This is a genomic window from Candidatus Dorea massiliensis AP6 (genome assembly GCF_964245105.1).
Lineage (GTDB): Bacteria > Bacillota > Clostridia > Lachnospirales > Lachnospiraceae > Laedolimicola > Laedolimicola intestinihominis.
The window spans coordinates 14,513-34,719 of sequence record NZ_CAXTKW010000022.1 but is presented as its reverse complement, the minus strand read 5'-3'; the positions used below and the strand labels follow the sequence as shown (position 1 = coordinate 34,719).

Below are 20,207 nucleotides of genomic sequence, written 5' to 3'. Positions count from 1 at the left end.
CAGCATCGTTCGTATCGTGTGCCGCAGGGTTCCCCCCAAGTCTTTGGCGGGCCGTGAGGAAGTATCTTTAAGCCCCCATGTAGTCATCGCGCCAAATCTGCCACCATTCTTTTATGAAATCGTAGATCGCTCCGAAGCAGTGCTTTCATCACCTCCCTGACTGCTCCATCCTCGCGGCGTTTCATATTCGCTCGTACATGGGTTATGTACCTGTTGTGCTGTCTATTCGATTGTCAATGTGCAGATGAAGGAGGAAAATTTGTCCTTCTTATTAACACTGACAAAAAAGGCAAAAAACAGGCGCATCAAACGAAACTTTATCAAAAATATTTTCCGAGCTGCTTTAAGCCGCGCCGGATACTGTCTCGGACACGGCTTGGGTCTACACCTTCTACCCCGGCAATTTCATTTACCGTCATTCCCAGGTAATATCGGGCATAAATCCTCTTTGCCTGTTTTTCCGGTAAATTCATCACAGCAGAATAGACCTGCTCCTGAAGCTGTTTTTCCTCCAGAAGCATCTCCGGTGTTTTCGGCTTCAACAGCACCGCATTTTCAATGCCATTCTCGCAATCCAGAGAATACTGTGCTTTATAACGATACATCTTTCGCTCATACGCAGCCTCCGCACGTTCAGCTGCTCGAATAGTCTCCATTACTTCCTCTGTCACATCTACAAAAAAGTCTGTTGTATAAACATCAGGATAAAGTTCCCGAAGGTTAATTTTCTTCATTATGTACCTCCATTTCGATTCACGGGTGATTGACGAGTGAATCGAATGGAGGTGGGGAACGACACCGGTATACAGCCGGATTATCTCCGAAAAAAAGGCAACAAAAAACGCCAGATTCCCGCAATGGGAAACTGGCGCACCAAGAACAGTCATTATTATGCTGAATCACATGGAACGATAATGCCGATGCAATGCTATACTTGCCCGGAGGAGGGGCAATGCTTTTTTTAATTGATGTAGATCATGGGAGCTTTGAAAAAGCAAAAGAGACACGGCAAATTAACCTCCAAGCGGCTACCGTGTCCCTGCAAGTCGTCATTAGTTTGTGTAAACGCAAAGAAACGGCGGCTCTGAAATTGTCCTTCAAAACCGCCGATTGAGTTCAAACCTTAAAATAGCGCACGAAATTATCTGCCCCAGTCAACGGTTTTTTTCTTTCCCCGGACGGGGCAGATAACTTATTATGCAGAGCGGAGCCGATGTGCGCTAATCGGTTCCTTGTACTTTCTCCTTCAGCTTTCGGAAAGATGTATCACTGATGGCGTGTTCAATCCGGCAGGCGTCTTGTTCCGCTGTTTCCTGATCGACGCCAGCAGCGATAAACTGCTCCATAAAAAACAAATGGCGTTCATAGATTTTCTCGGCAATCTCCCGACCTATGACGGTCAGATGAAGGAACCCATCATCATCCACGGTCAGAAAACCTCCATTTTTCAAAACGCCTACCGCATGGCTGATACTCGGTTTGCTAAAGCCCATGTGCCGGGCAAGGTCAATGGAGCGGACCATGCCCATTTTCTTTTGTAGAACAAGGATAGCCTCCAGATAATCCTCCCCAGACGCATGAATCTTCATCAGTTCCTCCTTTATGCTTATTGTTGAATCCTCCAGCCCTCAGCCTGTTCCCGAATCTTAATAAATTCCTGATAGGTTCCCCTTTGAGCCAGCAATTCCTTATGGGTTCCTTTCTGCACGACGGTTCCACCATCAATGACAAGAATTTGATCCGCATTTTCAATCGTCGCCAGTCTATGGGCAATCGTTATGATTGTTTTACCATGTGTCAGTGCGGAAATAGCCTCTTGAATCAAATGCTCATTCTCTGGGTCAATGCTGGCCGTGGCCTCGTCCAAAATGACAATCGGCGCATCTTTCAGCATGGCTCTGGCAATCGAAATCCGCTGCTTTTCACCGCCGGAAAGAGAAGAACCGCCCTCCCCAATGACGGTATCATATCCATCTGGCAAGGCCATAATAAAGTCATGGCAGCGCGCTTCTTTTGCAGCGGCAATCATCTGTTCCTCCGAAGCGTCCGGGCTGCCGAATTTGATATTGTTACGGATTGTATCCCGGAACAGATATACATTCTGGAACACCATACTGATATTTTTTAGTAAGCTGTCACAGGTAAATTCTCGAATATCTGTTTCTCCTAAAGTGATTTTTCCGGCGTCAACATCATAAAAGCGTGCAATCAGGCTACACAGGGTAGACTTGCCGCTCCCGGAGGGACCTACAATCGCTGTTGTGGTATTCTGCGGAATCGTGAAATTCACATCATGCAATACAGTCCGTTTATCGTAACCAAAGGATACATCCTGAAAAGTAATGTCATACGAGGTCGGTGTAATATCTTTTCCGTCTTGGTCGATATATTCTGCATTCTCCAGAGCTTCCAGCTTATTCATAGCGGAATCTATAAGACCCAGCATGTGAGCCGCGTCGTTAATGTTTTCCACACTTCCAAAGATTACGAAAGAAAACAGAACAAACATCAGGAAATAAGCAAGACTCATTTGCCCGTTAAGTGTCTGCCATGCACAGATAAACACAATCCCCATAGATGCCAGTTTTAAGGAGAACAGATGCAAGCAGTTAAATGGCGTATAGCCTTTTTCTACTTTGATATGAATATTTTTCAAATCCGTATTTGCCTTGCGGAAACTTTCGATAGAAGCCCCTTCCTGTCCGAACGATTTAACGATGGACAGCCCGCGGATATATTCAATCGCAGAGCCAGACATATCCTCCATGGCCTGGTGCGTGATAGCAGCGGTCTTTTCACTATGCCTGCTGATACCATGTAAGGCCAATGAGGAAAAGGCAACGCCGACAACAGAAATCACTGCTGCGGCTGGACTCAGGAAAAGGAAACACAGAAGAATTGCAATAAACTTTGCATATCCGTTGATGATGATGTCAACCATCTTCATTCCCTGCAATTCAAGTGTGGATAGCTCCGTGGTAACACCTGTCAGAATATCGCCCACGCTGTTTTTAGAAAAATATCCCAGAGGAACCCTTTTCAGCACATCGCCTAAATGGATTCGCTGCCCTGCGGCTACTTCATAGCCAATGCTTTCCTGCAACACCGCCCGCAAATAAGAGAGTAGAAAGTTAAGCGCAATCGAGCCAACAATAATCCAAAGCGTCTGCCAGATCAGGGAGGATTCTATTGTGTTGCCTGCCCAATAAGCTGCGATTGCTTTATCAAGGGCATAAGCGGCAGCCATTGTAGGGATCGCCGTAGACAGGCTGCTGAAAAAGGAAAAAACAGAGCCAAGATAGAGGCGTCCCTTATATTTCCCCGCCCATTTAATGATCCGTTTCATAGACTTAAACATGAGCGGCCACCTCCTTCTTTTCACTCACAGACCAATTCTTCGCCCCGATGTGGGCTTTCCACATATCCGCATAAAGCGGACACCGCTTCAACAATTCTTCCTGCTTTCCGCAATCCACAATCCGGCCTTTTTTCAACACGACAATCTGATCTGCGTTCTGAATGGTGGAAAGGCGGTGGGCGATCACAAGAAGAGTTTTACCCTTTGATAACGCCATGATAGATTTCTGAATTTTATCTTCGTTCTGCGGGTCAGTAAATGCTGTCGCTTCATCCAAAATAACAATCGGGGCATTTTTTAGGATCGCCCTCGCAATCGCAATTCGCTGTTTTTCGCCGCCGGACAGCCTCTTTCCGGCATCACCGGCAGGGGTATCATATCCTTTGTCCAAACGCACAATAAATTCATCACAGCAGGCCGCTTTCGCCGCCGCATATACTTCTTCATCTGTGGCGTTTGGATTTCCAAGACGGATGTTTTCTTTCAGGGAGCAATTAAACAGGAAGTTATCCTGCGTCACAAAACTGACCAGTTCGGAAAGCTGGCGTATAGACAACTCTTTGATATTCTTCCCCCCAATGGTAATGTTGCCGCCTGTCACGTCCCAAAACCTTGCAATCAGACGGGCAATCGTTGATTTACCGCCGCCAGACGGTCCTACAAGTGCCGTAAAACTTCCCTCTGGCAATTCCAGGTTCACATCATGCAACACTTCATTTTGCTCGGAACCGTCATAGGAAAAGGTTACATGCTTCAACGCAATATCATTGTGAGGAATAGATACGATTTTCCCTGAATCCGGCAGTACAGGCAGGTTCAAAAGTTCATTTGCCGCCTCTACTGCATATTCCATAGACTTTGCTTCGTTAATGAAAGTGGTTGCTTTCATCAACGGTCCAACAATGCTGAGGGAAAGGATAATCCCCATTGCAAGCTCCGCAGGGGAGATACTTCCATTCTGCACCAGAAAAAGGCCGACAGGAAGAACCCCCAGGAGCGTTGTGGGCATAATCGCCATCATAAGGTTCATCGATTTCCATGTACTCTTAAACCATGCCAAGGTAAACTCTTTGAACGACTGGACAGCATTAACAAATTTTTCATAGGAGCTTGTGCTTTGGTTAAAGGCCTTTACAACCTCGATACCTTCCACATACTCGATAATAATACTGTTGACGTGGTTATTTGCCTCCATATAAGCGGCGTACTGGCTGTTATAGTTCCTCATAAGGAAAAACATAGGAATCATGGCCAGCACCGGAGCAATCAGAACCGCCAATCCCATGCGCCAGTCAATGACCATCATCCAGGTAAAAATTGCAACAGGGAGTAGGAGGTTAGAAGTCAATTCCGGGATCATGTGTGCCAAAGGCGGCTCTAAATCCTCCACCTTATCCATGATGATATTTTTCAGATAGCCGATTCGCCGCCCCATCACTTCGCCGAGAGGCGCTTTCATCAGCCGGTCCGCAATTTTAAGCCGGATTCCTTCCAAAATGGTATAGGCTGAAATATGCGCCAGGATCGTAGAGATTCCATGGCAGGCAACCCGCAGCAGGTAGCCCGCTGCTCCAACCAGACACCAAATCAGAATGCCATTCAGGGTCACATTCTGATTGATAAATGCCAGCAGGATTTCATATACAGCCCAAAAAGGAATAAACCCTCCTGCAACGCTCAGAATGGCGCAGAATACCGAAAGAGCCATTTTCCCCTTGCATGGTGCGGCGAAGGAAAACAGAATTTTCACCCAATTATCTTTTTGCTGCTTCATTACAATCACCTTCCTTCTTTTTAGTCAGCAAAGAAAAAAGGATGGGTAGTCTTTGCTAACCATCCTTATTGTAGCAGTATTCAATTCTTCTTTCCTCTCCAAAACGGCATTTATGCACCGTTTAGAAAAAAGATTTTCGATATTCCATCGGCGTCTGCCCTATCACCTGCCGGAAAGCTGTTGCAAATTTACTGGGGCTTTCATATCCCACAGCTCCGGCAATTTCCGCAATCCCTTTTTTGGAATCCTGCCGGAGCATTGTGGCAGCAACGTTCATCCGATAACGGCGAAGATAGGAATACATGGAATCTCCGTATATTTCCTTAAAGCAGGTTTTCATCCCCGTCAACGAAATCTGGAATCGTTCAGCTAATTCATCCATCGTGTAATGCTCCTGCAAATTTGCCGTAATAAGATCATGGATCGCTTTGATTTTTTCTACCTGACCTTTATAGAAATAAGGGCGATCTTCTTTGGAATCAGAAAACTGCAAAGCGTCCAGATATAAAAGCAGCTCCAGGGCTTTTACTTTATAGTAGTCACTTTTGATCTGCTGCGGGACAAAGTAAAGCTCTGAAAAAATATGTTCAATTCCTGGCTCATTATGAATCACAAACGGTTTCTTGTCATTGCAATACTTTTTTTGAAGCTCGTACAAATCAACAGAAAATCCGCCAAAAAAGTCTTTCAGCGCCGGCACAGCAATGTCCAGATCAAATCCCAGGGTCATCCCATGATAGTGGCAGAGTGGAAAGCAGAACCGTCCCGAATGGGAACGCCGGTCATCCACACGCATCTCATTCTCTTGCAAATAGCTATACGCATGATTGTCAATCTCGCTTTCGATCCGTCCCTCCCTGCAATGGTCTATATAGAGAAGCGAACTGTCCGTACTACTCTGAAAGTAGGAGGTACATTCTTTCAGGTGCATATCGCTATACATCACAAAAGCGCCATCAAAAATTTTGTGGGCTGTCATGGTTCCCTCGCCGCTCTCGTCAAAAAGCTGCAGGACAACGCAATCCTCAGTTTCAATGACATTTTTAACATTTGAGCCGCAGTTTATTTTACCATCAAACAGTTTGATTTCCGCCGCCTCCTTCCATCATAAAGAAATTAAATAACCGTTCCCGTCCTTCCGTATCCTGGAGGAAATAGCTTTCCTCCAATCTGCCGTTTTCCAGATGGATCACATAATTGCAGCACCTGAGTATAAATTCAGGATCATGGGTCACAATCACAATGGTTTTTCCTGAATTGGCAAGTCCTTTGACCGAATCGGCCACCTGCCTCATATGAAAGAGATCAAGGCCGCTGGTAGGTTCGTCAAATAGTATAACCGGACGTTCAGAGGCAATCGCAGAAGCAATCGCCACACGTTGTTTTTGCCCTCCCGAAAGCCCCATCGGATGGCAGGCTTTGTACGGGAGCAAATCCATTTCTGTCAAGATAGCCTCTGCCTTTGCCACATTTTCAGGCGATTCATCGGAATCTTTCCCCGGCATACTTAACAGGACTTCCTCTAAAACGCTCTCCGTAAAAAGCTGATGATTTACATCCTGCATGACCATATAGCATAGCTTCAGCCGCTGTTTGCTTGAATAGGAAGTACCATCTTTTTCGAGGATACCTTTACATCTTTTTTCCAATCCGCATAAGCAACGAGATAGTGTCGTTTTTCCGGCTCCATTGTGCCCGATGACCGCCGTTACATTTCCGGCAGGAAGCTCTATATTTTCCAGAGAAAGCGTTTCCGGCTGTTTCTTGTATGCGAAATGGAAGTGGTTCAGTTTCCATATCCCCTGCCCTGAATGTAGACTGGCAGGCTCAATGTCTGCAAACTCACCCAGGCCAAGAGGCCGTAATCCCATTTTAGCTTTTTCCGCCGCCGGAATCAACTGAAATTCCGGCAAAGTATAATCCCCTTGTATTTCCCCGTCGCTTAAATATATGATCCTGTCTGCCAGATCATAAAGATAGTAGAGCCGGTGCTCCGCAATAATAATTGTTTTGCCCTGTGACTTCAATATTTTTAACAGTTTCCGAAAATCAGCGATGGAATAGGCGTCAAGGTTGGAAGATGGCTCGTCCAAAACAAATACATCCGGTTCCACAGCGGCGGCAGATCCACAGGCGATTTTTTGCTTTTCCCCACCGGAAAGGGAGAAAACACTTCTGTCCAGCAGATTTGTAAGGTTCAACTGCTCTGAGACCAGCTTTACCCGCTTTCGGATTTCTGCTTCTTCCAATCCATGGTTTTCACATCCAAAGGCAATTTCGCTGGTCGTATCCACATTAAAAAATTGAGAACGTGGATTCTGAAAAACAGAACCCACTTTTTTTGATATATCAAACAGGGAAAGCCCGCTCATATCTTCTCCATCAAGCATGACAGTGCCTTCCAGCTTTCCATCGTAATAATGAGGAATCAGTCCGTTAAACAGCCGTGTCAGTGTGGTTTTACCGCAGCCCGATGTTCCGCAGAGCAGTACAAAATCCCCGTCGTTAATAGACAGGTCAATATTTCTTAATGTTCCGTGTCCTTTCCTGTCCCCAATGTCAGTTTCATTTGGAGGGTAGGAAAAAGAAACTTTTTTACATTCGATCATAGGCCTACCTCCCTGTAATCATCGTGACAATAGGAATTGCAAAAGCCACCACACATAGCAGCAGGAAAAAAACATCCTGCACATGAAAGCCGATTTCGCAGATGTTTGTCCTCTTGACCGGACCGCCCAATCCTCTTGTCAGGGCTGCCGCATTTAATTCTTCCCCGATCTTGACGGAACACATGATAACAGGGACAAGCCTGTATTCCAGCATTGCACTGGCTTTGCCCCCGCCAAAACGGATTCCTCTCATTTTCATAGCGTCCCCTATGGCATTATATTCTTCTACAACAGTAGGGAAAAATCGGAATATCACGGACATAGGAATGATGATCTGCTCCGGTAAATGCAGCTTCTTCATGGCGGCAACAAACTCGCTGACCGTCGTCGTCCTGACCGTGATGCATCCCATCATAATCCCCGGCACAAACCGCATAAAGAAACCGCAGATTGCAACAACAAGAAAGTTAGGAAGGCCGGACAGGTGGGGGAGCGCCCATAGTTGCAATATATAGCTGCCGCCATATAAAACAAAATAGATAACCGATCCCTTCCACGATTTTTCCGTGAGCAGCAGGATCAATGGAACAGCAGCCAAAATAGGAGCAAACTGTTTAGAAGCAGCCCCACCTCCGCCGCTCAAGACAAAGAGGGCAATCGTGATAAGCAATGCCAACTTTGTCCGAGGGTCTAACGACAGGCCGGTTTCCTTTTTTTTGCTTGCTAACAATTCACGGCGCATTATGCAATACCCGCACGCTTAAAGTGCTTTTTGAAAATTTTCTGGCCGATCACACCGCCGATCACGCCGCAAACGAATCCGGCAATCAAAAGAAGGGGGAGCGTATATGCCGAGATATAGCTCATAATGGAATCTGCATACTCTTGTCCATAACCGCTGATTAGCTGCTGATAGTAGCTGTCCCGTGTTGCAACAATGGGAATGTAGTTTCCGATGATCCACATGGAAAAAACACCATGCGATATGATTCCTTTTTTTGCACTCTTATAATCGCCGGATTTCAAAACAAGATCAGCCAGGACACCGAACACGGCACCGGTAATAATGCTCCAATACCCCATGCCGGTCAGCAACATTAAAATACCGCAGATCAGTCCTGTCAGCGATACCATTCCAAACTTCTGGACTTTAGAATAATACAGCATCATTACGATTCCGCCAATCAGCGGAACCAGCACGATCAGAAGCGGAAGAAAAATAGGGATAAATCCCAGCATGGCAATCGCCATCATCACCACAAAATAGATCGCAGTGAAGATTCCAACATTGATAAGGTCTTTTCCTTGTAGTTTATTCATTATTTGGTCCTCCTGTTTGCTTTTGTGTTAGCACGAACTAACCGCATTTCAGTATAGCAGATATGTCTGTATGTTTCTTCTCCAAAAAGGCATTTTCGCTCCAAATAGACAATTACTTTGCTTTTGTTATCTTTACGGGGAGTGATTGCCTGCGTGTGTGCGTGAACATAGAACTATTCAACATTGAACAGAGGCGGTTCTTGCATAATTTGAAATGGAAACAGCCAAAATCACCGCTTCAAATTGTAGTATTAGTAGAGGGAGAAATAGAAGGTAGGGTTTCGATAGCAAGCACAGCAAGCGAGTACCCGCTTGCGATTTTTCGGATTTTCAGGTCCCTTGCCCGAAAATGAAAAATGTTTGTTGGGATAATCTCAAACTCTTATGAAGAATGGAGGCAGCGCATGGCGAACCGAAAACGGAATATCCAGATGAATTTTATGTCACAGAGAATAAAAAACGGCTCATAGATGAGCGGATAAAACTGATAGCCTCCCTACCGCATTCTATATCATTCTCGTTTGGCAACGAACTAAAAGCTGAAATCTGCAATTCATCCTCATAGTTCAATTAGCAGCCGGAAACGCCATAATCATGGAGCAACCATGTTATCAAAAAGGAATCAGCATAATCAGTCCTGTTCTCAAGCACAATAAGGTTATTCCTTTGTGCAAATCGGAACGATAAAATATATTTGAGGTGAACGATTATGCCGATTGATGATTTAACTGCTTTAGGGCAGAAAATGAGAGAGGCCAGAAAGAATAAAGAACTGACACAACAGGAACTTTCCGATCTAAGCCATGTTTCTGTAAAGCAAATTGCCAATATCGAAAAAGGGAAAATGAACCCGTCCTATTTGATTTTGAGAGCATTGGCAAAGGTCCTGCACATCTCTTTAGATACGCTTATAAATCCAGATATTTCTCTGGAGGATGAGGGTGTCAATCAGATGAAAATGCTTTATTCCAGCTGTCCGCCAGAAATGCGCGACACCCTGTTGCATCACACACAGGAAACGGTGAAAGAGCTAACAGAATTGTCCGAGAAATTTGAAATGAATTGAGCCAGTGAGTGAAATTTAACGATTCTCTCACTGGTTCTTTTCATTTTCGGAGAAAAGAGGCAAGCAATGCCGGTGTTAATACACACCGACCCGCAGAGAAGAAAATCCCTTTGTGATTTTCCTCTCCGCTTGCTTGTTGAGGGCAGCGCCCCCAAGCCCCTTTGAACACAGAATTTCATTCTGTGGCTGCGCGTTCTGCGAACGCTTTTGACCAGAACCAGCTTACCGCTGGCCGTGGTCTTTTTCTTTTTCAACATCCTGTTCTACCTCCATTTTCAGCACCCGATCCACATTGGCCTTTGCCGTTAAAAGCTCCCGCATTTCTTCACGGGAACGCCGGTACTCGGCATAGGTCTTTTTCTTTTCTTCCAGTAATTTCGCGTACTCTGTCTGCAACTCTTTGACCTTGGGCAGCTTCTTGACGCCCATCTCATCAAAGGCATTCTTAGCAGCCTGGTGGAGCAGAATTTCTTCCTCATGTTCCTCCCGGAATTTCTTAGAGTAACCCGCTTTGCGGTATGCCACATAGACCTCACGGGTCTTGGCATAATTTACGATGTGAGTACGCAGAACAGCGATCTCTGCCATGCGCTTTTCAGCCGCTTTGATCTGCGCCGAAAGATCATTGTGATGTGCCGTGGCAGCCGCAGCCTTTTCTTCCAAAACCGCATACTCCAGCAGATTATTCTCTGACAGGTAATTCATGGTCTGCGCCATTTGTTTCAGATTAAAAACTTTAGCCCATCGAGCATAGCCAGCACCTTTTCCAGCCTGCAATTTTGACTGAATGTCCACCAGCAGATTGACCTTCGGCAGCACTGCCTGTGTGACCGTTTTCTTTCGTGGGGTATGCGTTTTCTTCCCAGAAATAACTGCCTGTAAATCTTCCAATCCATATCCTTCGCCCAGGCTGTCCATACGGGCTGCTTTCTCCCAACCGGGGAGCTTCAGACGATACGATTTTCCACGCTTTGATACCTCACAGCCGGACTCTTGCAGCAGCTTCAGCAGCTCCTCAAAATTAGCAGGACTTTGTGATAATGCGTTGTCAATCGCCACACGAAGCAGCTCTCGGTGAGAGGGTTTTGCCTGATCTCCCAGCCATTTGTTATAGCTCTTTCCGTGAGGGTTCGGATTCTCTACAATGGACAGTCCGTTTTCAATGCAGATGGTATCACTTAACCTGCGAACCGCCTTGGTACTGCCCCAAAAGTTTCGGAATTTTCGGTCATATTCTAAGCTGACCGATGACCAGATAATGTGATTATGAATGTGCGACTTGTCTATGTGAGTGCAGACCACAAAGGCATGGTTGCCTTTAGTAAATCGCTTGGCAAATTCCACACCCAGCCGGTTAGCTTCTTCCGGAGTAATCTCGCCGGGGCGGAAGGACTGGCGCACATGATAGGCAATCACATCATCCGCACCGCGCACTCGTCCGGTAGCAACGATATACTGCCTTTTTGCTAAAAGAAACTCCGCATCAACCGTTCTGCTGTCACACGCAAATCCTGCGATGAGCCTGCCATTATCTGTTTTCTGTGGATTTGCTACATAGTCGATGATGTCACTGATCGCCCGACTCTCTGTGCGGCCTTTGCCGACATGAAGTGGCATGATTCTTGTAGTTGCCATAAAAAGCCCTCCTCTCAAAATATTTTCTCTGAACTCTTTGTGCCTATCGTTGAAATAAACTCTCCTTATGGGTATAATATAAAGAAACTACCAATACCTCAAAGGAGGGATTTTATGATAGAACAGCTCATTGCTGAAGCAACCGAATGTGATTTCAAAGTTGCTCTCGAAATAAAAAAGCCAAAAAGCTGGTTAAAAAGTGTCAGTGCCTTTTCCAATGGAATTGGCGGCACTCTGTTTTTCGGAGTCTCCGATGACCGGGAGCCTATCGGCTTGTCCGATGTTCAAAAGGATGCTGAAGCGATCAGCCGCTTAATCAAAGAACGTATCACACCATTACCGCAGTTTATCTTAAAGCCATTGCAGGAAGATGGTAAAAACCTGTTGGCTCTGGAGGTTTCTCCTGGCCGCAGCACCCCATACTATTACAAGGCAGACGGAGTGATGGAAGCATATATCCGTGTTGGAAATGAAAGCGTAATTGCCCCTGATTACATTGTGAATGAACTGATCTTAAAGGGAACCAATCAGTCCTTTGATACCCTAACAACAGACGCGGTAAAAAAGGATTACAGCTTTACACTTCTGGAAGCAACCTATCTGGAACGGACTGGTCTCCGCTTTGAGCCATCCGATTATGTCTCCTTCGGTTTGGCTGACAAAAATGGGTTTTTGACCAATGCCGGAAAGCTCATGACCGATCAGCACACAGTTTATAACTCCCGTATGTTCTGTACCCGGTGGAATGGCTTGGAAAAAGGCTCTATCTTTGATGATGCGCTGGACGATAAAGAATACGAGGGAAATTTGATTTATTTACTGAACAGCGGCAGTGAATTTATTCGCAATAATTCCAAAGTCCGTTTTGTCAAAAAGGCACAGTATCGTGTAGACAAGCCGGATTATGCTGAACGAGCTGTGACAGAGGCTCTTGTTAATGCGCTTATCCATCGTGATTATATTGTGCTTGGCAGCGAAATCCATATTGATATGTTTGATGATCGGGTGGAAATCACATCTCCGGGCGGTATGTTTGGCGGCGGCTCAATTCAGGAATACGATATTTACAGTATCCGTTCCATGCGACGAAACCCTGTGATTGCTGACCTGTTCCACCGCATGAAGTACATGGAACGCCGTGGAAGTGGTCTGCGCAAAATCGTCAGTGAAACCGAAAAGCTACCTGGATATACAGCGGCATATAAGCCTGAATTTTCCTCAACAGCAACAGATTTCAGGGTCATCTTGAAAAATGTAAACTACAACTTAGAGGATGACACCCACCAAGTTATCCACCAAGTTACCCACCAAGTTATTGAACTATCAACGGTATCCAAACAGATTTTGGCTTTTTGCACAACACCAAAATCCAAGAAAGAGCTTGCAGTATTTTGCGGCTTCAAAGATTTAAGAAACTTCACTTTGAAACATATCAATCCGCTTTTAGAATCCGGGCAATTAGAAATGACTATTCCCGATAAACCTAAAAGTCGCAATCAAAAATATATTACAGTTCGTTCCGAATAAACAGAGAAGCAGGGCATTGGGTCTCATCTCCCATTGTCCTGCTTCTTTTTCATTCCAAATTATATTCACATCATTTACCCATACACCCAATCCTGTATCGCAAATTTCAAACTCTGCACCTTTCCCAGCAGCCAGATCGCAGCCAGCGGCAGCCCCATCGGGCTAATCAAAAATGCCATAACCAGCAAAATCACACCATTCTGCGGGGAATAGGTAATCAGCACAGCCACGCCAAGCAGAGCAATTACCGTGCTTAGTAGACCAAGCACCAGACCGGATATGTAGATCAGCCCCGTGCAGAGCCAGACAAAAAGCGTCAACACCAAAATGACCGGTGCAGTTACGATCATCAGCAGACATTTCAAAATCTTCATTTCTGTTCCTCCTTCCAACGCTCCAGATACTGTTTGCATAGGGCATCCGCTTCTCTCTCATCATCTTCCGTCACTTCCCGTTTTCCTTTGGTCAGTTCAATCTCCAGATAAGTCCGGTAATCATCGGCTAAGAGGTCGAACAGTTCCTTGGGAGTATGGCACACCTCGCCAGAGCAATAGTGAAAATCTTGGTCAAATTCAACTCTTACACATCCATGACGGCTGATATAAACTTCTATGGTCTCGTCTGCGGTTAGGTAATCCGCAAAAATCTCCAGCACCTTTTCAAAGGTCAGCATCTGTTTTCACTCCTTTGCTACGCTTCTTATTCTACTCATATTATCCGGTACGGACAGGCAAAAAACAAGGATACAGACAAAAAGAAAAAGCGGAGGAAGGTGCGGCGAAGAAACGCCGTTCCTCCCTCCGCAAATGGAGTATCTATCCCTGTTATGAAAGTTTGGAGAGTTGGGTAAGGATTTCCTTCACACCCTCCCACAGTTGTTCCTGCCGCTGGGATATATCCTCCAAGTCAGCATTATAAACCCGTCCGGTCTCATGCACTTTGCGGGTCAGCTGGTTCAAGTTGTTGCTGCTTCGGCGCATCAGGGAGACCAACTCCTTCATCTCTGGCAGTTCCAGCTTGACCACATAACCATCCAGCGCCATTTTCCGCAGATAAGCGCTCAAATTCTCTGTCCCGTATTGCTGCATCTTTTGATGGATCAGTTCCAGTTCTTCTGCGGACACCCAAAACAAAACCGGCACATCCCGCTTGCGCTTTGCCATGGTTATCGCTCCGGCTCCCGTTTTTTCGGGGCGGCAGACTTATGGGCGGGCAGCTCCTGTTTGAGCTTATCCCGTACTGAGGGACGGGACGGTTCCAGTTTTTCTCTCTGGGTACGGCTGCGCTGCTGTTCTTCACGCACCAGATCAATAAAACCATCCAGCACAGCAGGGTGGCTGTTTAAGGCATAACCACAACGGACGGTTTCGGGATTATCGTTGGGAATGGTCTTGGCCCATTCTTTGTTGCGTCGGGAGTAACGCCCATCCCAGTCCTGAAGCTGGACCGTGTTAGACAGAACCATGGACACACGCTCCATGCCATAGGTCTCGATCACACCCTTTGCCGCATCGTGGCTGAGATACATTCCGTCGAAGTGCTCCCGCACCGCCGCTTCAATAGACTCCTTGCATTGGCGATTTACATTGTTGGAAGCTCGGTACTGCTCCAGCTCCCCATGTTCTCTCGCATAGGCAGCTGAATGGGGATAGATCGGTGTTGTTCGCAGTTCCTCTTTAGCTCTGCACACATCGTCGGCACGGTTCTCAATACTGTCCCGGATCACATCCATATAGCCGGTCTCCAGCTTTTCAAAATAGCGGTACACATCCGCCAATGGAGAGGGAGATTCCAAAAGTGCCTTGGCCTGGACGTCGGTCAGCTCCAGCTCCTCCAGCGCCATCACAATATCCTCACGGACAGTATATTCATAGGTGTGGTGCAGGATTTCTTCCGGGGGCTGGCTTTTCAGCCAGTCCCGGAACTTATCCTGTTCGGCAGCCATCTTTTCATAAAGGGCTGCATTCAGATCGTTAGTATTCATGTTATCGCACCTCCTCATGCTGTTTTGGTTTCTTGTCTGTACTGTGGGGTTGCACCGGGCGTTTTAGGTTATCCAGCACCGAAGGCCGTGTGCTTTTGGCAACAACAGCCTCGGCGTGTGTCTGTCCCTTTCCGTCGATGTTGAGCAGGGTATCCAACTCCACCAGACGGGCATTTTTGCTTCGCAGTTCTTCTTCATAAAGGAATGGCTTTCCGGCTTCCTCCTTTGCCGCAGCCTGCTGCTGATAGAGGTTATCCAGCTGGGCCTTTGCCGCCTCCAGACGCTGGGACATCTGGGCGAGGGCATTGTCGATACGGGTAAGATTTCCGCGAGGGTCTGTACCAAGTGTTGCCCGGTGGGTCATCTGTCCTTTCAGCAGGAGCGTATATTCCTGTTTCCATGCGGAGAATTCCACGGACATGGCATAACCCCGGTAGCTGCCGATCTGCACCGGATCGGAGGTTTTGACCTCCTTGCAGGCATCCAAAAGGGCTGCACCGGCGTTCTCCTTATCGGTCAGCAGGTCTCCACGAATCTCCATACCAGCAAAACCGTCCTCTGGGTGCGGGTGAGCTGCCAAAACCTCCAGATCGGATTCAAAGCCCTTGATAAAACCTTTGTGCTTTTCAATCTCCTCCGGGAAGTATTTGAGCAGCTGGTCCTCCAGACGATATTGCTTGCTCTGGTGGTCGGCTTTCATCAGCTTCAGGCGGGATACCTCCACATCCAAATCCATACGCTCCTTGATGCGGGGATCTCCGGCACACAGAGCCTTGATCTCGGCAAAACTGAGGGCTGTTTCATCCACATCATCGCAGGAACGCACCGGCGATTTAGAAGTCATGATCTGACTGATGAATTTCTGCTTGTTCTCCACTGTCTGCCAGAGGTATGCGTCAAAGGTTCCCTCGGTCACATAGCGGTACACATGAACAAGGGGGTTCTGGTTGCCCTGACGCTCGATACGCCCCTTTCTCTGGGCAAGGTCTCCGGGTCTCCACGGACAGTCCAGATCATGAAGTGCCACCAGACGGTCCTGCACATTGGTGCCTGCGCCCATCTTGGCGGTGCTGCCCAAAAGGACACGAACCTGACCGGTACGGACTTTAGAGAACAGCTCCTTTTTCCGCACTTCGGTATTGGCTTCATGGATAAAAGCGATCTGGTCGGCAGGCATCCCCTGAGCAATGAGTTTCTGACGAATATCGTCATATACCGTAAAGGTCGGTTCCTGTTCCGGCAGAGGCACAGCGCCTTCCAATGCGTGAAGCAGTGGATTATCCAGCGTTTTCGCCGCCTTGCTTGCAGGAGCTTTGGCCTGTGGTGTAGAAATGTCGCAGAACACCAGCTGGGTCAGCTTGTCAGCTTTGCCGTCCCGCCAGATCTGCATGATGTTGTCCACACACTGATTGACCTTTGTGCCGGGTTCGTCCGGCAGCATCTGGCTGACGATCCTCTGGTCAAGCCCCAACTTACGGCCATCCGAGGTAATCTTGAGCATGTTATCCTGGGACGGGTCAACAGTTCCGCTGTGTACCAGCGATGCACGCTCCGAAAGAGCTTTGACCATTTCCTGCTGATGTTCGGTGGGCTGCGCCACGATGTTGTGGTACTCCACTTCCGGGGTAGGGAGATTTAACTGGTCGGCAGTCTTAATGTCCGCCACTTCTTTGAACAGGTTCATCAGCTCCGGCAGATTAAAGAACTTGCTGAATCTCGTTCTTGCCCGGTAGCCGGTGCCTTCCGGTGCCAGCTCCAATGCTGTGACGGTCTCTCCAAATCGGGAAGCCCAGCAGTCGAAGTGGGTCATGTTCAGTTCTTGCAGGCGTTCATACTGAAGGTAACGCTGCATGGTGTAAAGCTCGGTCATGGAGTTGCTGACCGGGGTGCCGGTGGCAAAAATCACGCCACGGTTTCCGGTGATCTCATCCATATAGCGGCACTTGGCAAACATATCGGAGGATTTCTGCGCGTCCGATGTGGAAAGACCAGCCACATTCCGCATTTTTGTGTATAGAAACAGGTTTTTATAGTTGTGGGCCTCGTCCACAAACAAACGGTCCACACCCAGCTGCTCGAAGGTTACCACATCGTCTTTTCGCCCCTCGGCTTGCAGCTTTTCCAGTCTGGCTTCCAGAGACTTTCTGGTACGCTCCAGCTGCTTGACGGTAAAACGCTCGCCGCCACTTGCCTGTACCTCTGCAATCCCCTCAGTGATCTCGTCGATCTGTTCATAGAGAAGCCGTTCCTGACGCTCCCGGCTGATGGGGATACGCTCAAACTGACTGTGTCCCATGATGATGGCGTCGTAGTCACCGGTCGCAATACGGGCGCAGAACTTCTTGCGGTTATGGGTCTCAAAGTCCTTTTTGGTTGTGACTAAGATGTTGGCAGAAGGATAGAGGCGCAGAAACTCCGATGCCCACTGCTCAGTCAGGTGGTTGGGAACCACAAAGAGAGATTTCTGGCACAAGCCCAGGCGTTTGGCTTCCATCGCAGCGGCCACCATCTCAAAGGTTTTGCCCGCGCCTACTTCGTGTGCCAGCAGGGTATTTCCGCCATACAGCACATGGGCGATGGCACTTTTCTGGTGTTCCCGCAGGGTAATGGCCGGGTTCATGCCGCCAAAAGTGATATGGCTGCCATCATACTCGCGGGGACGGGTAGAGTTCATTTCTTCGTTATACTGGCGCACCAAAGTCTGGCGGCGCTCCGGGTCTCTCCAGATCCAGTCCCTAAAGGCTTCCCGGATCGCCTGCTGTTTTTGGGCAGCCAGAGTGGTCTCCTTGGCGTTTAGTACGCGGCGCTCTTTTCCGTCTGCGTCCTCTATGGTGTCATAGATACGGACATCCCGCAGGTTTAAGGAATCCTCCAGAATCTTGTAGGCGTTGGCGCGGCTGGTTCCGTAGGTGGTATAAGCTGCCACATCGTTGTAGGATACAGAAGATTTCCCCTTGATCTGCCATTCAGCAGTAAAGGAGGAATAGTTGACCTCAATGCTGCGCTGGAGATAAAACGGGGTGTTGAAGGTCTCGTACATAAACTGCTGGATGTACTCCTTGTCAATCCAGGTAGCGCCCAGACGCACCTCAATTTCCGACGCATCCAGGTCTTTGGGCTGGGCGGCGGTAAGAGCTTCCACATTGACTGCAAAAGAAGGGTCCTGCTGTGCCGCCCGCTGCGCCTGACGCAGTTTGCGGCGTACATTGCCGGAAAGGTATTCATCAGCAGTCACATAATGGGGTGTGCCGTCCTGTTCCAACTGTCCCGGTACACGGAAAATTACGCCTTGCAGCTCTCCGGCCAGTTCTTCTTTTGTTTTTCTGGTAAGCTGGCTCATATAGTCCATATCCACGCAGGCTTTTTCCGAGATGGACACCGCCAGTGCTTCACTTGCCGTATCCACCACAGCCACCGCCTGATGGGGCTTGATGGTCCGTTTGGTGAACATATCTGCCTTGCGTTCCAGCTTTCCGTCCTCGTCGATGACTTCCAGCGCACAGAGCAGGTAATAGGAAGAATCGTCTGCATAGGCCAGACGGTTTGCACGGTCATTGATAAGGCCATATTTTTCAGAAAAGCTGTCATATAGGCTGTTCAGTTCCGCCTGCTTTTGGGTAATGGTGCTGTCCGGAACCGCTGCATCCATCTGAAGGTCGATCAGTTCCTGCACACAATCACGCAGTCCCACAAGACCTTTCACGCGGGCTTCGGCGGTGGCGTTGAGGTCAGGGCGCACCATACGGCTGTTTTCCCGGTAGTACACCTGCCCGTCTACAATGGCATAGGAATAGTTCTTCACATTGGGGTCGGCAGGAATGGAGGTGTCAATAGCTTCGCCTTCGCCCAGCTCCGGCAGCTCTGCCTCCTGATAAGTGCCATGAATGTACTTCACGGCATCATGCAGCTGGTCGGAAAGCTCCAGTCCCTCGATAGGATTCACAGTGTAGTCCATACCATGAGCAGTGCTTACCGGCTCCTGTCTGCCCAGCACCATTTCCGGGTGGTCGATAAAATACCGGTTGATGGCAAACCCATCCTCCGTTTGTCCGATCTGAGTCCATTCCGGCACGATGTCCAGCGGACGGTCCCGCTTTTGGAGAAAGATGATGTCCGATACAACCTCGGCACCGGCATTCTTTTTGAACGCGTCATTAGGCAGACGGATCGCTCCCAGCAGTTCGGCACGGTGGGCAAGATAGCGGCGCACGGTGGAATCCTTGGCATCCATGGTATAGCGGGAGGTCACAAAAGCCACCACACCGCCGGGACGCACCTGGTCCAGTGCTTTGGCGAAAAAGTAGTTGTGAATACTGAAATTCAGCTTGTTGTAGGCTTTGTCATTGACCTGATACTGACCGAAAGGTACATTGCCGATGGCAAGGTCAAAGAAGTCACGCCTGTCGGTGGTCTCAAAGCCGCCTACTGTGATGTCCGCCTTGGGATAGAGCTGCTTTGCGATGCGCCCGGAAACAGGGTCCAGCTCCACGCCGTACAGACGGCTGTTTCGCATTTTCTCCGGCAGCATACCAAAGAAATTGCCCACACCCATAGACGGCTCCAGAATATTTCCGGTCTCAAATCCCATACGGTTCACCGCTTCATAGATGGCCTGAATGACCGTAGGGCTGGTGTAATGGGCGTTGAGGGTAGAGCTTCTGGCGGCGGCATATTCCTCCGGGGTCAGCAGTTCTTTTAGCTGGGCATACTCTAAAGCCCATGCCGGTTTCTCCGGGTCAAACGCATCAGAGAGACCGCCCCAGCCCACATATCGAGAAAGAACCTCCTGCTGTTCGGGGCTTGCCTGCTGTCCGGCAGCTTCCAGCTCTTTCAGCAAACGAATCGCATTGACATTTGCCTGGAACTTGGCTTTCGGACCGCCTTCACCCAAATGCTCATCGGTAATGCGGAAGTTCTGTGCATTGCGGCGCAGG

General features: G+C 48.1%; 18 protein-coding genes. 4 read left to right on the top strand and 14 right to left on the bottom strand.

The features are described from left to right. Window positions 1-320 precede the first annotated feature (320 nt). The gene (locus tag ACESZP_RS16970; RefSeq protein ID WP_015518833.1) at window positions 321-734 is read right to left on the bottom strand and encodes a sigma-70 family RNA polymerase sigma factor; all 414 of its coding nucleotides are present in this window, start codon (window positions 732-734) and stop codon (window positions 321-323) included. 218 nt (window positions 735-952) lie between these two features. Between ACESZP_RS16970 and ACESZP_RS16965 the strand changes: the two genes are divergently transcribed. Then, window positions 953-1,114, top strand: a complete 162-nt coding sequence (locus tag ACESZP_RS16965) for a hypothetical protein (protein ID WP_015529866.1) — start codon at window positions 953-955, stop codon at window positions 1,112-1,114. 106 nt (window positions 1,115-1,220) lie between these two features. Here the strand turns inward: ACESZP_RS16965 and ACESZP_RS16960 are convergent, their stop codons facing one another. From ACESZP_RS16960 to ACESZP_RS16945, 4 genes are all read right to left on the bottom strand, one after another. After that, window positions 1,221-1,589, bottom strand: coding sequence for a metal-dependent transcriptional regulator (locus tag ACESZP_RS16960; RefSeq protein WP_015518831.1), 369 nt, complete (start codon window positions 1,587-1,589; stop codon window positions 1,221-1,223). 17 nt (window positions 1,590-1,606) lie between these two features. Then, window positions 1,607-3,358 (bottom strand): ABC transporter ATP-binding protein, encoded by a 1,752-nt coding sequence (locus ACESZP_RS16955; protein WP_015518830.1) that lies wholly within the window; start codon window positions 3,356-3,358, stop codon window positions 1,607-1,609. Beyond that, a complete protein-coding gene (locus ACESZP_RS16950) occupies window positions 3,351-5,132 on the bottom strand; it encodes an ABC transporter ATP-binding protein (RefSeq protein ID WP_499709826.1) in 1,782 nt (593 codons plus the stop codon). The genes ACESZP_RS16955 and ACESZP_RS16950 overlap by 8 nt, the downstream gene beginning before the upstream one ends. A 121-nt stretch (window positions 5,133-5,253) precedes the next feature. Further along, window positions 5,254-5,832, bottom strand: a complete 579-nt coding sequence (locus ACESZP_RS16945; protein WP_412329772.1) for a helix-turn-helix domain-containing protein — start codon at window positions 5,830-5,832, stop codon at window positions 5,254-5,256. A gap of 33 nt (window positions 5,833-5,865) precedes the next feature. Here ACESZP_RS16945 and ACESZP_RS16940 point away from each other — a divergent pair, with 33 nt between their 5' ends. Beyond that, complete coding sequence (locus tag ACESZP_RS16940; RefSeq protein WP_015518827.1) at window positions 5,866-6,186, top strand: hypothetical protein; 321 nt, start codon at window positions 5,866-5,868, stop codon at window positions 6,184-6,186. Between the two features lie 19 nt (window positions 6,187-6,205). Here the strand turns inward: ACESZP_RS16940 and ACESZP_RS16935 are convergent, their stop codons facing one another. From ACESZP_RS16935 to ACESZP_RS16925, 3 genes are all read right to left on the bottom strand, one after another. Beyond that, entirely contained in the window at window positions 6,206-7,741 is a 1,536-nt protein-coding gene (locus ACESZP_RS16935; protein ID WP_499709825.1) for an ABC transporter ATP-binding protein, read from the bottom strand. A 4-nt stretch (window positions 7,742-7,745) separates the two neighbouring features. Then, entirely contained in the window at window positions 7,746-8,417 is a 672-nt protein-coding gene (locus ACESZP_RS16930) for an energy-coupling factor transporter transmembrane component T (RefSeq protein ID WP_499709824.1), read from the bottom strand. Window positions 8,418-8,482: 65 nt separating this feature from the next. After that, entirely contained in the window at window positions 8,483-9,061 is a 579-nt protein-coding gene (locus tag ACESZP_RS16925) for an MptD family putative ECF transporter S component (protein WP_008728410.1), read from the bottom strand. A 709-nt stretch (window positions 9,062-9,770) separates the two neighbouring features. On the opposite strand from ACESZP_RS16925, the gene ACESZP_RS16920 reads away from it, so the two are divergent. Then, a complete protein-coding gene (locus ACESZP_RS16920; protein WP_008728409.1) occupies window positions 9,771-10,127 on the top strand; it encodes a helix-turn-helix domain-containing protein in 357 nt (118 codons plus the stop codon). 222 nt (window positions 10,128-10,349) lie between these two features. On the opposite strand, the gene ACESZP_RS16915 is transcribed toward ACESZP_RS16920, so the two are convergent. Continuing rightward, window positions 10,350-11,762, bottom strand: coding sequence for a relaxase/mobilization nuclease domain-containing protein (locus ACESZP_RS16915; RefSeq protein ID WP_499709823.1), 1,413 nt, complete (start codon window positions 11,760-11,762; stop codon window positions 10,350-10,352). 114 nt (window positions 11,763-11,876) lie between these two features. On the opposite strand from ACESZP_RS16915, the gene ACESZP_RS16910 reads away from it, so the two are divergent. Further along, the gene (locus ACESZP_RS16910; RefSeq protein WP_499709822.1) at window positions 11,877-13,289 is read left to right on the top strand and encodes an ATP-binding protein; all 1,413 of its coding nucleotides are present in this window, start codon (window positions 11,877-11,879) and stop codon (window positions 13,287-13,289) included. Window positions 13,290-13,363: 74 nt separating this feature from the next. Here the strand turns inward: ACESZP_RS16910 and ACESZP_RS16905 are convergent, their stop codons facing one another. The 5 genes from ACESZP_RS16905 to ACESZP_RS16885 all read right to left on the bottom strand — a co-directional run bounded on the left by ACESZP_RS16905 (window position 13,364) and on the right by ACESZP_RS16885 (window position 18,724). Then, window positions 13,364-13,663: a CD1845 family protein gene (locus tag ACESZP_RS16905; RefSeq protein ID WP_015529856.1), complete on the bottom strand. Its 300-nt coding sequence runs from the start codon at window positions 13,661-13,663 to the stop codon at window positions 13,364-13,366. Next, on the bottom strand, window positions 13,660-13,962 hold the full coding sequence (locus ACESZP_RS16900) for a hypothetical protein (protein ID WP_015529855.1): 303 nt from the start codon (window positions 13,960-13,962) through the stop codon (window positions 13,660-13,662). Before ACESZP_RS16900 ends, ACESZP_RS16905 begins: the two co-directional genes overlap by 4 nt. 151 nt (window positions 13,963-14,113) lie before the next feature. Then, window positions 14,114-14,452 (bottom strand): plasmid mobilization protein, encoded by a 339-nt coding sequence (locus ACESZP_RS16895; RefSeq protein ID WP_015529854.1) that lies wholly within the window; start codon window positions 14,450-14,452, stop codon window positions 14,114-14,116. Between the two features lie 2 nt (window positions 14,453-14,454). Then, window positions 14,455-15,273, bottom strand: a complete 819-nt coding sequence (locus tag ACESZP_RS16890; protein WP_055290207.1) for a DUF3848 domain-containing protein — start codon at window positions 15,271-15,273, stop codon at window positions 14,455-14,457. Window position 15,274: 1 nt separating this feature from the next. Further along, window positions 15,275-18,724: a helicase-like domain-containing protein gene (locus ACESZP_RS16885; RefSeq protein WP_499709829.1), complete on the bottom strand. Its 3,450-nt coding sequence runs from the start codon at window positions 18,722-18,724 to the stop codon at window positions 15,275-15,277. Between the last annotated feature and the right edge of the window lie 1,483 nt (window positions 18,725-20,207).

Excerpts from the sequence above, each read along its gene's own strand:
- ACESZP_RS16895 (WP_015529854.1), bottom strand. The coding sequence starts at position 14,452 with ATGGCAAAGCGCAAGCGGGATGTGCCGGTTTTGTTTTGGGTGTCCGCA.
- ACESZP_RS16970 (WP_015518833.1), bottom strand. The coding sequence starts at position 734 with ATGAAGAAAATTAACCTTCGGGAACTTTATCCTGATGTTTATACAACA.
- ACESZP_RS16900 (WP_015529855.1), bottom strand. The coding sequence starts at position 13,962 with ATGCTGACCTTTGAAAAGGTGCTGGAGATTTTTGCGGATTACCTAACC.
- ACESZP_RS16935 (WP_499709825.1), bottom strand. The coding sequence starts at position 7,741 with ATGATCGAATGTAAAAAAGTTTCTTTTTCCTACCCTCCAAATGAAACT.
- ACESZP_RS16950 (WP_499709826.1), bottom strand. The coding sequence starts at position 5,132 with ATGAAGCAGCAAAAAGATAATTGGGTGAAAATTCTGTTTTCCTTCGCC.
- ACESZP_RS16925 (WP_008728410.1), bottom strand. The coding sequence starts at position 9,061 with ATGAATAAACTACAAGGAAAAGACCTTATCAATGTTGGAATCTTCACT.
- ACESZP_RS16905 (WP_015529856.1), bottom strand. The coding sequence starts at position 13,663 with ATGAAGATTTTGAAATGTCTGCTGATGATCGTAACTGCACCGGTCATT.
- ACESZP_RS16960 (WP_015518831.1), bottom strand. The coding sequence starts at position 1,589 with ATGAAGATTCATGCGTCTGGGGAGGATTATCTGGAGGCTATCCTTGTT.
- ACESZP_RS16890 (WP_055290207.1), bottom strand. The coding sequence starts at position 15,273 with ATGAATACTAACGATCTGAATGCAGCCCTTTATGAAAAGATGGCTGCC.
- ACESZP_RS16940 (WP_015518827.1), top strand. The coding sequence starts at position 5,866 with ATGATAGTGGCAGAGTGGAAAGCAGAACCGTCCCGAATGGGAACGCCG.
- ACESZP_RS16965 (WP_015529866.1), top strand. The coding sequence starts at position 953 with ATGCTTTTTTTAATTGATGTAGATCATGGGAGCTTTGAAAAAGCAAAA.
- ACESZP_RS16885 (WP_499709829.1), bottom strand. The coding sequence starts at position 18,724 with ATGTTCACCAAACGGACCATCAAGCCCCATCAGGCGGTGGCTGTGGTG.
- ACESZP_RS16955 (WP_015518830.1), bottom strand. The coding sequence starts at position 3,358 with ATGTTTAAGTCTATGAAACGGATCATTAAATGGGCGGGGAAATATAAG.
- ACESZP_RS16910 (WP_499709822.1), top strand. The coding sequence starts at position 11,877 with ATGATAGAACAGCTCATTGCTGAAGCAACCGAATGTGATTTCAAAGTT.
- ACESZP_RS16915 (WP_499709823.1), bottom strand. The coding sequence starts at position 11,762 with ATGGCAACTACAAGAATCATGCCACTTCATGTCGGCAAAGGCCGCACA.
- ACESZP_RS16920 (WP_008728409.1), top strand. The coding sequence starts at position 9,771 with ATGCCGATTGATGATTTAACTGCTTTAGGGCAGAAAATGAGAGAGGCC.